Here is a 14,268-nt window from a genome sequence, read left to right as displayed (position 1 = left end):
GTCATTTAAAGCAAAAAATCCCCTTAGAGTTAACTAAGAGGTCTTCTATTTCTGTGGTACCAACAGGGATCGAACCAGTGACACAAGGATTTTCAGTCGTATGTTCTACCTCTCTCTAAATGCTTTAAACAGTGTTTTTGACTATTTTGACAAATAATTGTGGATATTCCGGCATGCTTGGCCCGTTAGACCAACGAGTTGCGTCGATGAACATTTGAGTTAAAAAAAGTGATTCAGGAATATAGCATGGCAATGCGTAACGGAATGCTTTGACCTAGAACGCTATCATGACCTTGTGATGTTTGTATTTTAATTTAATAATTAAACTAAAAAGTAAAACAAGTTAAGGGTTTTAAAGCTTTTCATATGTAGATCGTTCATATAAAATACCCAATACTAATACTAATCCTTATCCACGTCCATAAACCTGAATAAATTGAAAAACAAAAAACACATTGCTATACTGGGCGGGGGCCCGAGCGGCTTGTTCATGTTCAAACGGTTGGTAAATACCGGGAATACGGATATCAGTATCACCATCTTCGAGCGGAAAAACAAATTAGGAGCCGGTATGCCATATAGTTCTGAAGGGGCCAATGATGAGCATATTACCAATGTATCGGGTAACGAGATCCCTGTTTTAGTTACTTCTTTGGATGACTGGGTTAAAACCGTCTCCAAAGACACGCTCAATAAATACCATATGGACGCCTCGCGTTTTAACGAGTACAAGGTGTTGCCGCGCTTATTGTTCGGCCAATACCTTACTGCACAATTTGACCTGCTGCAAAAACAAGCCCGGGAAATGGGTATTGCTTATACAGTTTGTTATAACACAACCGTAACCGACATTATTGATCAGCCTGAAAAGGGCCTGGTGATTGTGGAAACCGGCGACGGTGAACAAACCGAATTTGATCACGTGATCATTTGTACCGGACATAACTGGCCAAGAAAGCACGAGGGCAAGGTAGCTAACTATTTTGATTCTCCTTATCCTCCTGTCAAGTTGGCTCTTGAGCTAAACCACCCGATTGCTATTAAAGGCTCATCCCTCACCGCGGTTGACGCTATCCGGACGCTGGCCCGCCATAACGGAACCTTTGATAAGGATGAGGCCGGTAGGTTGTTTTATACACCTTACTCCGAGAGTTTTCACTTTAAAATGGTGATGCATACCCGGAACGGGATGTTGCCTGCGGTCCGTTTCCACCTGGAAGATTCTCATTTGTCTAATGATAGCCTGTTGAATAAAGAGGAGATCGAAGCCCACATCAAAGCCAATAATGGCTTTCTGTCGCTGGATTATATTTTTGAACGGGACTTTAAATTACCGATACAGGCGAAAGAACCGGAATTTTACGACAAGATAAAAGATATGCAACTGGAGGAATTTGTGGATGCGATGATGGCTTTGCGCGAAGAGCTTGATCCTTTTAAATTGTTAAAGGCAGAATATGCCGAAGCCGAGCAATCGATCAAACGGAAAAAATCTGTTTACTGGAAGGAAATGCTGGGGGTACTGAGTTTTGCGTTAAACTACCCTGCCAAACATTTATCTGCTGAAGACATGCAGCGCTTGCAGCAATCTCTTACACCGCTGATCTCTATCGTGATCGCTTACATTCCGCAGAGTTCCAGCGAAGAATTATTGGCCTTGCACCAGGCGGGTGTACTGGAACTGATCCCTGTTGGCGACGAAAGCATGGTGGAACCACATGAACATGGCGGCGCTACCTACTATTATACAGATGAAACCGAAAACGAGCAAAGCGTACATTATCAAACTTTTGTTGATTGCGTGGGACAACCTCATTTAGCCTTTGAAGAGTTTCCTTTCAAAAGCCTGATCGATGGACAGATTGTTACACCTGCTAAACTCAAATTCAGGTCGGTGGAGGAGGGGCTTAAGGCTTTGAATGCCGGTAAACCGGTTTCAAAAGACGATCGGGGTGATTACTACCTGAAAGTTTCCGGCATCACCATTAATGACCATTTCCAGGTGGTAGACGCCTATGGTGCTTATAATGAACGTATCTATGTGATGGCGGTTCCGTATATCGGCGGTTATAACCCCGATTATTCAGGCCTCGATTTTAGTGAGGAGGCATCTGGTATCATTATTGAAAGATTAATGGCATGAAGTTATACCTGTTATTATTAGGTGCCGAAGCCCCCGGCAGGGTGGTTGAACAACATGATATTTTTTTGGTATTGCCGAAAACCTGCCCGATTTGGTGCCTGATGTTCGGGCATTCTGGCCGGAGGCAGGCGGTAGCCCGCACATTGATGGCTGGCGGGAAGTGACTAAGGTAGACGATTTTGCAGTACGGGTTGTTCCCCTGCATGATGATAGCCGCCCTGCTTCCGTTAACAAACTGTTCTTTTTAAATCTGGGCGGTTACACCGGCGGGAAACTGGAAGAACAGCATTACATAGTGCTCACTGTACAAAACAGTCGTTTGGATGCTATCCAGTCCGCAAAGAAAAGCCTGTTTTTTAAAACCAACTCGTTAAAGGGTATTGCAACTGCGCACATCGATGAGAAATACGGCGTTGACATAGATAGTTTGCATCACATTGAAGACCTGCTTTCCCCGGCCCTGAAAGCGCAATACCGTATCGTGTTCAGCAGCGGAGCCGGGATGCCGGAAGACGAGATCCATTTAGGTTATTTTAAACTGGATAAGCTTAAATGAACCGCGCTAATAAACTACTTAACTGGATAAAGCAACAGCACAAAGGTCAGCTGATTAGGCGTACGGCCGAGCCTTATATCAACCACCTTGTTGCGGTTGCCGAATTAGCGTCGGTCAGTCCTTTGGGCTACGAGGCCGGCCTTTGCCATGATCTTTTTGAGGAAACCGAAACAACGAAAAACGAACTAAGTTTGGCACTGACAGGTTTGGGTTATGCAGAGCAGGAAGCGGATCTGATCGTTAATTGCAGTATAGAGCTGACCGATGTATTTACTAAGAAAAACTATCCCGATCTAAAGAAAAAAATCCGAAAAAAGATGGAGGCTGAGCGATTGGCAACGATCAGCCCCGTTTCGCAAACTGTGAAATACGGCGATCTGATCTATAATGTCGGATGGGTAATGAAATACGACCCAAAGCACGCTGAAAAATACCTGCGAAAAAAACAATTTCTTTTGGCTTCCATGACGAAGGGTGACCGAAATCTGCATCAGCAGGCTTTAAATATTGTTGACGGTGCCATCAGATCTTTAACCTAATTTAAAAGGCTAAATATTGTGCCTTTACACGCAACTATTTTCTTAAATCATTGTTAAGCGAATCATGCAATCAGAAAATACTAAAACGAAATACAACGACCAGGAATTAAACGAATTCAAAATATTGATTAAAGACAAGATCAATATAGCACGCGAAGAGTTGCAGGACCTGGTTGGTACGCTCAGTTCCTCCAATTCCAATGGTGATGATGCCGCAATTGCCGGCAAAACGCTGGAAGATGGTTCTGCTACTTTTGAGAAAGAACAAACCAACCAATTGGCAGGACGTCAGAAAAAGTTTATCGAGCAGCTTGAGGCGGCCCTGATGCGTATTGAAAACAAGACCTATGGGATCTGCCGTTCTACCGGTAAATTAATCCCCAAAGAGCGTTTAATGGCTGTTCCTCATACTACCCAAAGTATGGAAGCAAAACTTAAACAGCTATGAGCTCAGCATTTGTAAAAGAAGGGGAAGCGCAGCATCTCAAAGATGTCGCGCCGAATTTGGCGCATTGCTATTATTTTATATTAACAAGTTAAGGTCCATCCTAAGCATACAGGAGTACTGACACCTTTGGAAAACCATGCTTAAAACTTATTTACTGTAAAAGTTTGGTATTAGCAATGATGTGCGCCTTAGGTTACCTGGTAGGATAAAGGTAGTCCTGGTTTAGCAAACCAAATGTCACCTTCATTGTACACAAATATATATCCGTTCAAAACAAATCTAACTTGTTAGGGTTTCTGCTTAACATTGCTGCTTATACATATTCCATGGCAGGACCACAGCCCGATTTTATTCCTGATTATCCTTTTTTAAATGGCGGCGGCCAGATGGGCGCGTTGATCCGGGCTTTCAACTGGGCGAACAATCCTTTAGGGGCACCGGCTGGCTGGCCAATAGCGTTAAAACAAACTGTCAGCATGATGCTGAAAAATAGTTTTCCAGTACTGATTTGCTGGGGCCCGGATTACACTCAGCTCTATAATGATGCATTTCGTCCCATCAACGGAGAGACGAAACACCCGCAGGCACTCGGCGGTAGCGCCGAAACAACCTATTCGGAAATCTGGCAAACGATAGGGCCTATGTTTTTAGATGTAATGTCGGGGAAAACGCATAGCTTTCCCGATTTCAATGTGCCGCTTGAACGTAACGGGCAAACAGAGGACTGTTATTTTGATTTTTCCTACAGTCCGATAGCTGACCTTGACGGAGAAGTTCTTGGTGTGCTGGTTGTATGCGTGGAAACAACCGCAAAAATACGGGCATTGGAGGAATACCGGATCAACGAGGAACAACGAAAAAACAAAGATCAGGAACTCCAGTTATTGATCGATATGCTTCCTGCGTCAGTAGTCGTGATCAGGGGGCCGGAACTGATCGTAGAATTGATCAACCAGTCAAACCTGAACTACTGGCAGAAAAGCGCGGGAGAGGTGACCGGCAGGCCCTTCCTGGAGATCTTGCCTGATCTCGCTGACCAGCCTTTTGCAGGGCAGTTGCGGCATGTGATGGCCACAGGCGCAGTAATTGACGTAAAGGAGAGCCCTGTGATTTTTAAAAATGCGAACGGAACTGTCCGGGAGACCTTTGTGGATTATACTTATCAACCCCTTGCAGACAGCAAGGGGGATTATACCGGTGTGCTTGTGATGTCTACAGACATCACGGAGCGGGTTACAGCCCGCAAATTGCTCGAAAAATATGCGGATGAGCTTGAAGAAACTAACACGCAACTTTCCGTTGTCAATAGTGATCTCGCGCGGAGCGAAGCCCGCTTCAAATACCTGATACAGGAGGCACCTGTCGCCATTGGTGTATTGCATGGCAGGGACTTGGTCATCAGCTCGGCAAACGAGATGATACTAAAGATCTGGGGTAAAAAGAGGGACATTGTTGGCCAGCCTTTGGCATCAGGGGTACCGGAGCTCGAAGGGCAGCCCTTTTTGCAAATACTCGACGATGTTTTTACATCCGGAAAAGCCTTTTTTGGAAATGAGGTACCTGCCATGCTATACCACGAAGGGGGAATGCGTCAGCTCTTTTTCAATTTTGTTTACCAGCCGATCACCGATGGTGGTACGGAAATGACCGATATTCTTGTAGTTGCCGTCGACGTTACGGTGCAGGTTCAGGCCCGTACAGCGCTGTTGCAGGTCAATGAGGAAATGGCTGCTGCCAACGAAGAGCTCGCCGCCACCAACTTAGAGCTTACTGAGGTTCAGCGGCGTTATGAAGAAACCAACCGTGAACTGGAAAGCAGTGCCTCCAGGCTTCGGATGGCCATTGAATCAACCAGCCTGGGAACCTGGGAATACAACCCACAAACCGCTGAACTGTATTGGTCGAAAGAATGCCGTGATATCTATGGCATTCCGGACGGCGAGACCGCTACGTTTAAACTGTTCGCCACACATATTCACAGGGATGACCGGCATTTAGTCGACGATGCCATTCAAAAAGCGCTCAATCCTGCTGGAAACGGGGATTATGATCTGACCTACCGAATCATCCGATTTGATAACGGCGAAAGCCGCTGGATCAGGGCACAGGGAATTGTTTATTTTGAAAATAAACAACCTCTCCGCTTTATTGGTACAGTTGTCGATATCCATGAATTGAAGGAGGCGGAAGAAAAAAGCGCTAAACTGGCAGCCATCATTGCTACCTCCGATGATGCGATCATCAGTAAGACCTTCGAAAGTGTGATCACGAGCTGGAACGCTTCGGCTGAGCGTGTTTTTGGCTATACAGCCGAAGAGATGATCGGGGAAACGATATACAAGATCATCCCCGAGGACAGACATAGCGAAGAACCTCAGATCCTTGCAATTTTAAAGAATGGTGAACGAATTGAACATTTTGAAACCAAGAGGTTGACGAAAGACGGGCGACTGATAGACGTATCGGTGTCGGTATCAACAGTGAAAGACAAAGAGGGAAATATTATTGGCTTATCCAAGATCGCACGCGATATAACCGAGAAGAAATTGGACGAGACCCGTAAGAGCGATTTCATTGGTATGGTAAGCCATGAACTTAAAACACCACTTACTTCGCTGGGGGCTATCATACAGGTTTCCCAAATGAAGCTCCGGAATAGTGAGGATCAATTTTTGACTGGGGCAATGAGCAAAGCGAACGTGCAGATAAAGCGTATGACGTCCCTGATCAATGGCTTCCTGAATATTTCCCGGCTTGAATCCGGCAAAATTCATATTCAGAAACAAGATTTTAATCTAAATGAATTGATTGGTGAAGTAGTTGAAGAAGCAAACCTGACTGCTAACACGCATCGTGTTCATTTCGAGCAGTGCCCGGCAGTTCATATAAATGCTGACCGGGATAAAATAAACTCAGTTGTTTCCAACCTCGTCAGCAATGCCATTAAATACTCTTCAGTAGAAAAACATATACTTGTTTCCTGCAAGGTAGCAAAGGAGTCAATTATTGTCAGTGTTAAAGATGAAGGCTTAGGCCTGAACAAAGAAGATCTTTCGAAGGTTTTTGACCGCTATTACCGGGTAGAAAATAATAATACGCAGCATATTTCTGGTTTTGGGATCGGCCTTTACCTCAGTTCAGAAATTATTGGGAGGCATGGGGGGAAAATCTGGGCTGAAAGCGAAATAGGGGTAGGCTCTACTTTTTATTTCAGTTTACCGATTGTTCAGTAAGCCAGCGGGAGATGATCGATGCAACGGAGAACTTTGCTGATCATCAGCCCGGTCATTTGTATATTTAGCATAAAAACACCACGGTCCATTATCTGATCCGTGGTGAGACCAAACGATTTCAGACAGGGCATCCTGATGATAGTTCATCATAAGTTTGAGATTAAGAGCGTTCTGCAGCTGCAGATTTTCGATTAGTTATAAAGAGGAAAGTAATGTGCTGATTACGTGTAATGCAGGCGAAGAATATTTAGCCTGATGCAGATACCCTCTGCATCAGGCCTTTCTTTGGCGATCATTAATCAGGAACTTTGGGTAACGCGTTCTTTTTCATCCTCCGCGCCGATACGATGCTGCTGTTTTCGTTTCCCATTGCCGAACTTATAGCTGAATCCCAGGCGGAAAATCCGCGAATCGTAACGGTATTCAAAGGTAAAATCGTTGTTCAGCAAATGACTGTCATCCCGGATATTATGCGTCCGGAAAACATCGCTTACCGCCAGACTGACGGTTGCACGCTTTTCAAGAAAGGCCCGGCGCACGGCAATGTCTGCGTAATATTGGGATTTGAAATTTATAATGCCCTTGGTGTTTGCAGAGTTATAGTTTACCTGCAGTTCGCTGCTGAAAGAGCCGAGATGAAACACCTGTGTTGTTTTGATGCTGTAAGCCGGGCTTCCGGTATTGATCGAACTGCCAGCGAGGGTATCTGAGCGGAACCTGTTATAATATCCGTTCAGGTTAATGTCCGCATTCCACCATTTGGTTAGCTGGTATGGCAAATCGGCGCTGATGTTCCAGGAATTTACCTGATCCAGATTCCGGTCTGTCTGCATCGATATATTTCCTTCAGTGAAAACGATCGGCATGATCGCATGCGATATGTGACTGTATCCGAGGGTCAGGCTGAAAGCTTGATCATGCGAATATGCCAATTCCAGCGCATTGGAATATTGGGGGTTAAGAAAGGCGTTACCCAGATCAGCCGTGTACGGATCGAGCGGGAATCTGAAGGGGTTTAGTTTGCTGTAAGCGGGTCTGTCGATCCGGCGGCTGTAGGAGAGCGTTATGCTGTTCTTTGCGTCAATAGATTGCGTCAATGAAAAACTGGGGAAGAAATCCAGGTAATTTCTTTTGGTTAACATACCTCCGACCAGGTCGCCGGTGGAGTGGGTATATTCCGTTCTCAGCCCTGCCTGAAATTCCAGGGTATGCAGCGTGCCCTTTAAATTTAAATACCCAGCAGAAATGCGCTCCTGATACAGAAAGTGATTCGTTCGTGTGGTATCGTTTATATAAGTTCGACCTTTCAGTACCTGGGCGAGTAAATTGTTGTCACTGATTACTTTGCTGAGCTTGACCCCTGCCTCAATTGTTAGGTTCTGTGTTATAGGATTAGCATAATCGGCTTTGGCTACATAAATATTAATTAAAGAAGGTGTGCGGTTGGTCAGCATCTGGGCATCATGCATTAAAGTGCCGTCTGGGAGGTAGAAACGGTTGGTGGCCCGATAATCCGAATTGTTATTCACCCTGGAATAATCGAGGTCAAGGGTCAGTACCTGGCCTTTCTTATCTAATTTATAGCGATTGTTCAGGTTGAATGAATAGTTATGAAAGGTATTGGCGCTTTGCGATGCCGAATGCAGTAAGGAATCGATGGGCGCTGAGATTTTGCCTATGATGGTTACATCGGACAGATCATCCCTACTACTGTTCAGGTAACCGCTGAACCCGATTCCGATAGTGTTCCCTTGCGAAAGATCATATTCAGCTCCCAGCAGCACATTATTGTGATGCGCAGGAACCTGCGTCGTCGTAATCTGGTTATAGGCGGTGGGGATGACACCCTGATGGATAAGCCGGTCGATGGAGATCGTGATAAGGCCCTTTTGGTCGCTGTGCGTAAGCGATCCGTATAAATTCATTTTGCCGTTTCCGTAATCGAAGTTAAAACCGGTGTTATCCCGGCCGAAACGGCCATATCCGGCGCCGGCGATCAGGCTTCCGTTCAGTCCCTCTTCCCGGTCTCTTTTCAGTTTAATATTAATCAAACCAGCGCTGCCTGCGGCACCATAATTGGCGGGCGGTGTCGTCATTACTTCGATGGATTCTATCCTGGTCCCGTCAGTCGAGGACAAGAGGCCGGCCAGCTGGTCTGCTGTCAGGAATGTTGGTTTCCCATTGATCATGACCACAACATCCTGTTTGCCGCGCAGGAAAATGTGCTTGTTCTGATCGAGACTGATGCCCGGAACACGATCAAGGATATCGAGGGCATTGTTTCCTATCGCCAGAATACTGTTGCCGACATGCACAACAGTTTTTCCGGCCTGATGCTCGATGAGGGGCTTGGCAGCAGTAATACTGACGCCTGCCAATTTAGTTGCGGAAGTCCGGATCGTCAATACGGGAACGGATACAACGCCTTCTGCTCCTGTTAAATGGATGGCGGCACTCCTGGTGTTTTCGAAGCCGACGAAACTGACGGAAATCAGGAAATCTCCCGGCGCCAAACGGTTGAAGGTGTAACAGCCATTTTCATCTGTCAGCGTGCCCCTGATAACGGATGTGTCTTTAGCATTCAGAATACTTACCGTGGCGGATGGCACCGCTGCGCCTGTCTCATCTAAAACTTTTCCGGTCAGATTTAGCACTCCGGAGGTATTCTGCGCTTTCAAATGGCCAACAAGCGAGGAGATAAAAAGAATAAGCAACAAAAAATGTTTTTTGTAGTGATGCATTTGTAGTTTAAATAGAATTGAATAAAAAAATAGTTTCTTTAACAGGCGGCCTGGTTATCAGGGGGTAAATGCTTGATTGGATACCGCGAATGCCACTGGTCGAAAAGAGTAAAGCAGTTCGGAAGAGTCGGGATGTCTTTCATCAGAGTTTATCTACAGATGAAGGATTTTAAAAAAAGTTCGCTTCGGTGAGAAATAGTTCCTCGGGATGAAAAACTCTTGCGGCGCTGGGTATTGAATTATCAAATCAGCCCTGCGTAATGATTTAACCAGTTTAATGGTTTGGCGTTATCACTATCGACATCTTCAACTGAAAGTGCAAAAGCTACTTCGATTTGTCCATTTCGTTTCGGCGACCAAGGATTTAATTTCGCTTTGAAATGAATAGGTCAGACAAATGTTGTTTAAGAAAAGCGGTGGAATCACAGAGCCATGTTCGGGGCAGAAAAGATTCCGCTTCCGCTGTTTTTATTAATTATCCCATTAAAATATTTTACAGCTTCATTAACAGCACTTTATGTCGTTGCTATTTAACTACACCGCAACTAATACCGTCTTCGGCGTCAAAAAAATCACATAATGGATATTGATCGTTTATGCGTATTTTCATGTATAATTTTATGGTGTTGAGGATCGTTTGTCACGAATTATCTTTATGAAAAAGTCCCTGCTGCTTATTCTTCTTCTATATATTGCAAATTCATCTCTTGCACAAACGAGCGACTTTGATGAATTGCCGCTCCCTGTATTAAGACAAAAACTTTCCGTATGTCCGAACGATACGAATAAGGTCAAATTACAGCTTGCCCTGGGACATTTAATGCTATTGAAAGCAACGAGAGGTGAAAAAGACATTGATTCGGCAATTAATTTTTCGGATCAGGCAGGGATTCTGAGCCGCCAGCTCAGCTATCAATTCGGGATAATCAATTCAGCGCTTCTTAAGACAGAAACATTTTATCACCGGAAACAAAGGGATGCGGGATTAAAAACCGCCCGGCAGGCCCTTGCATATTCTAATTTGCATAACAACAGGGATGGTGAAGCAAGGTCATATCATCTGATAGCACAGTACTATCCGACCGATGATTCAGTCTCTCTCCGGAACAGGATATATTACACTAACAAGGCTATTGCCATGTTCAGGAAAAACAGGAATAATCTTTGGCTCTCCTATCTCCTGACACAAAACGCAGATATGCTATTTCAAGCGGAACGGGCAACGGAAGGGCTCAAGTTACTGTTCGAAGCCTTGAATTTGAGAAAAGGTATAAGCCGAAGGACCGTCGAAGGCATATATTGGAACATCGGCAGGATATCCTTGGGTATAGGCGATTACAAAAATGCGCTAAAATACAATTTGTTAGCACTCAAAACCGCCAAAGAGGTTAAAGACACGTCCCTGCAGGCATGTTTTATAAATAATCTGATCGCAACTACCTACATAAAGATGCAGGATTACGAACGAGCAATTCCATACTCAATTGAGGTGGTGCGGATGGCGAGGCGTTACAATGCACCATCCTTCATCAATGCAGGGTCTTCGGCGCTGGCTTTTGAATATACGCACACAAACCAGCTGTCAAAAGCTTTGTCCATACTTAATGACATGAACGGCAATGCCAGCGGGGATCCGGAAAAACTGTCTGTAGGAACGGACTTTCTTAATAGCCTTATCTATGCAAAACAATATGTAAAAGCCGGTCAATATGCAAAAGAGATAACGGCGCTGCTTCCAAAAATTCCGGCCCGGCACGTGGAAGAAATTATGAATGCCTATAATTCGCTTGCATCATATTATCTGGAGACTGATCAGTTGAAAAAAGCTTATCGCTATTCAGAATTGTTTGCGGCCACGGCACATAAGCTAAGTTATATCGATGGTGTTACGATGGCCGCAAACCGTTATTACAAGGTGGTGGCTTTAAGTAAAAGTCCGGATTCCGCTATCGGACATTTCCTTAAGGACCAGGAGATCAGAGACTCGGCTGATAATAAAGTAAAAGCTTATCAGACATTCCTGCTGGAAATGGAAAATCAAACATTAGAAAAAAACAGGCATATCGACTTGCTAACGCTGGATGCGCAGCTGAAGGATGTTCAACTAAAGCGAAACCAGCTTATTCAGAAAGTGACGATCGGCGGGTCGGTGATGCTTTTGATCATTACCGGTTTGATCTACAGCCGGTATCGACTGAAGCAGCGGAGCAACGCTTTGCTTACCATGCAAAAAGAAGAGATTGACCATAAGAACCATGCGCTTCAGGAACTGATAATGGATAAAAACGAGCTTTTGAAAGATAAAGACGAACTATTGTCAGAAAAGGAGCTATTGTTGAAAGAAGTTAACCATCGCGTGAAAAATAACCTGCATTCGGTGCTTGCTTTGCTGGAAAACCAGGCAGCGTTGCTTCAGGGGGAAGCTTTCGAGGTCATCAATAAAAGCAGGCACCGGATTTATGCGATGTCGCTGATCCACGAGAAGCTCCTGGAAACTTCGGAATTGAAGTCTGTCGATATGAGCGCCTATCTCCCGCAGTTGATCGTTCATATCAAGGAAAGTTTTCAGGAGGCGGGCCGGATCAAATTTAACATTCAGATCGAGGCATTGATATTAGATGTTCCACTGGCATTACCGCTTGCGCTCATTGTCAACGAAGCGGTTACCAATGCGTTAAAATATGCCTTTACAGATCGGGAAACCGGGGAGATCACGATTTCGCTTACTATGTTCAAGGGGCATATACGGCTTGAGATCGCAGACAACGGCATCGGGATGGTGAAGGCTGGTAAATCAATAAAGTGTGACGGGATAGGTATCCGGCTGATGCGCGGCCTTTGCGAGGATATTGATGCGAAAATCAGGTTTGAAAATATAAATGGTACAAGGATTACCGTCACCAGTTACGGGGTAAGTCCCGAGGATAACATTAATTTGGATAAAGCATTGAGTCATTTGCCCGATTTATCACTATGATTGACCTTCGGCCCTGTACCTGCTGAATACATAGTTTGATTTTTTGCACCATTACCGTATCGACATTCAATCGGATCAGGAAATTCTCTGCAGGCATCGCGCTTGTTCACAACGGGTCATCCACGTTATCATGGAACCAGGCGGCATCAAGGAGCGCTTTATAGTTGTTTTCATCAAACTAACAATGCTTTGCTATGGCATTGGTATATTGAATAACAAGCTTTATGGAAAAGGATGCTGATCCGCAAAAAAAAGCAAATTTCCCCGTGTATTAATTTCCCGCTCCAAAAATCCTTTAGGTGAAGACCGGCGACGGATGATGAGATTTCAACAATATCACCGCCAATTGGTGAAATTCCGATGTTGTTTTTGTTATTAGCCGAACGATCCTACTGAACATCAGGTTATTAAAATTTGGCACATAATTAGGCCGAAAAAGGGGGAAATAACCAACACATGAATATAGGAATTAGCGAGGAGCATACCCAGAAGGTCGTAAATGAATTATCAAAGCTTTTGGCGGACGAATTCATACTTTTTACCAAGACGAAAAATGCGCATTGGAATTTGGAAGGAAGCGGATTTCATGCTCTGCATGTGTTTTTTGAAGAACAGTTTATACAGATCGACAAAATTGTAGACAGTGTAGCCGAACGGATCAGGTCGCTCGGGCATTATTCCCTGGGTTCCTTAAAAGAATTCCTTGACCACACCCGCCTTACAGAAGATTTCATTGGAGACAATTCAGGTACGTCTTACATCAACAACCTGCTGGAGGACCATAAAAACCTGATATTTGTTTTAAGGGAAATTATTGACCGGCTCGCCGGCGAGTACAAGGATTACGGCAGCAGTGATTTTCTCACCGGCCTGCTTTCCACCCATGAGAAGATGGCCTGGATGCTTGGATCCCATTTAAAAAATAATAAATATTAAATTAAACAGCGTATGCTGAATTACAAACAGCAGGCGGCGGATTAAGCGGCCACACCGGTACGCAAAGGGCAAACAGTCGGATTGGGAATGGAGAGACCATTCGGGAGCGATCAATGCGCTCAGGAATGGTTCAGGAATTCATACTGACGAAAAAATCCTCGCCCACATGGCGCTGAATTTATTTTGATTGGCGATGAATCAAAGTACTCGCAAGAACTCACAGCCGAACACCCATTGATCGTGGAGATCATGCCATCAGTATTTCTTCGATTTCTTTTCAAATGGTGGCGCACTTTGCTGATTTCGGCTGTGAGATACTTCCCCGGGGAATGGAAAGACCCCTGGTACTTTCAGTTCATGGGAATTATTTGCTGAGCCTGAATTTTAAAATGCTGCCCGGGGTTGTGATCATTCGTCGTTTTTCCAAATGGCAAACCGGGCGACCATTTCGGGGCCGGCAGATATCCGAATACTCAACCGGGCTGCCGTTGATCCCGAAACGTAGATACTTCCGTTTAAAATTCCCGATAAAATAAGATCAAGTCCAAATGAATCCGCCAATCGTCCATTTTACGTAAGCGCCTGGCGGGATAATTTTGCAGGCAGTTTAAATCATGCTGATTACAGTTCCCCATAATTTACCTGCGGCGAACGCTGTTTTCAGGCAATGAAGGACTTTGAACAAGGCAATCAGG

9 protein-coding genes are annotated in these 14,268 nt (G+C 44.8%); 8 read left to right on the top strand and 1 reads right to left on the bottom strand.

The features are described from left to right. The first annotated feature begins 436 nt into the window (after positions 1 to 436). The 6 genes from AC1DUD_RS26385 to AC1DUD_RS26360 all read left to right on the top strand — a co-directional run bounded on the left by AC1DUD_RS26385 (position 437) and on the right by AC1DUD_RS26360 (position 6,919). Positions 437 to 2,143, top strand: coding sequence for an FAD/NAD(P)-binding protein (locus tag AC1DUD_RS26385; RefSeq protein WP_477380070.1), 1,707 nt, complete (start codon positions 437 to 439; stop codon positions 2,141 to 2,143). Continuing rightward, positions 2,140 to 2,307: a hypothetical protein gene (locus tag AC1DUD_RS26380; protein ID WP_477380205.1), complete on the top strand. Its 168-nt coding sequence runs from the start codon at positions 2,140 to 2,142 to the stop codon at positions 2,305 to 2,307. The genes AC1DUD_RS26385 and AC1DUD_RS26380 overlap by 4 nt, the downstream gene beginning before the upstream one ends. After that, a complete protein-coding gene (locus tag AC1DUD_RS26375; protein ID WP_477380068.1) occupies positions 2,238 to 2,699 on the top strand; it encodes a DUF1543 domain-containing protein in 462 nt (153 codons plus the stop codon). The genes AC1DUD_RS26380 and AC1DUD_RS26375 overlap by 70 nt, the downstream gene beginning before the upstream one ends. After that, positions 2,696 to 3,238, top strand: a complete 543-nt coding sequence (locus AC1DUD_RS26370) for a hypothetical protein (protein WP_477380066.1) — start codon at positions 2,696 to 2,698, stop codon at positions 3,236 to 3,238. The genes AC1DUD_RS26375 and AC1DUD_RS26370 overlap by 4 nt, the downstream gene beginning before the upstream one ends. Positions 3,239 to 3,302: 64 nt before the next feature. Continuing rightward, positions 3,303 to 3,686 carry a TraR/DksA family transcriptional regulator gene (locus AC1DUD_RS26365; protein WP_477380064.1) on the top strand — a complete coding sequence of 128 codons (384 nt, stop codon included), beginning with the start codon at positions 3,303 to 3,305 and terminating at the stop codon, positions 3,684 to 3,686. Positions 3,687 to 4,012: 326 nt separating this feature from the next. Next, positions 4,013 to 6,919 (top strand): PAS domain S-box protein, encoded by a 2,907-nt coding sequence (locus AC1DUD_RS26360; RefSeq protein WP_477380062.1) that lies wholly within the window; start codon positions 4,013 to 4,015, stop codon positions 6,917 to 6,919. 299 nt (positions 6,920 to 7,218) lie between these two features. Here the strand turns inward: AC1DUD_RS26360 and AC1DUD_RS26355 are convergent, their stop codons facing one another. Continuing rightward, positions 7,219 to 9,660: an outer membrane beta-barrel protein gene (locus tag AC1DUD_RS26355; protein ID WP_477380060.1), complete on the bottom strand. Its 2,442-nt coding sequence runs from the start codon at positions 9,658 to 9,660 to the stop codon at positions 7,219 to 7,221. 655 nt (positions 9,661 to 10,315) lie between these two features. On the opposite strand from AC1DUD_RS26355, the gene AC1DUD_RS26350 reads away from it, so the two are divergent. Both AC1DUD_RS26350 and AC1DUD_RS26345 read left to right on the top strand, forming a co-directional pair. Then, entirely contained in the window at positions 10,316 to 12,637 is a 2,322-nt protein-coding gene (locus AC1DUD_RS26350; protein ID WP_477380058.1) for a sensor histidine kinase, read from the top strand. A gap of 456 nt (positions 12,638 to 13,093) precedes the next feature. Continuing rightward, positions 13,094 to 13,573, top strand: a complete 480-nt coding sequence (locus AC1DUD_RS26345) for a Dps family protein (protein ID WP_477380056.1) — start codon at positions 13,094 to 13,096, stop codon at positions 13,571 to 13,573. Positions 13,574 to 14,268 lie beyond the last annotated feature (695 nt).

It is taken from the genome of Mucilaginibacter sp. P4_A11 (assembly GCF_056402535.1).
Note: the sequence above shows the minus strand (reverse complement) of the source record. Positions and strands in the feature narration are given on the sequence as shown.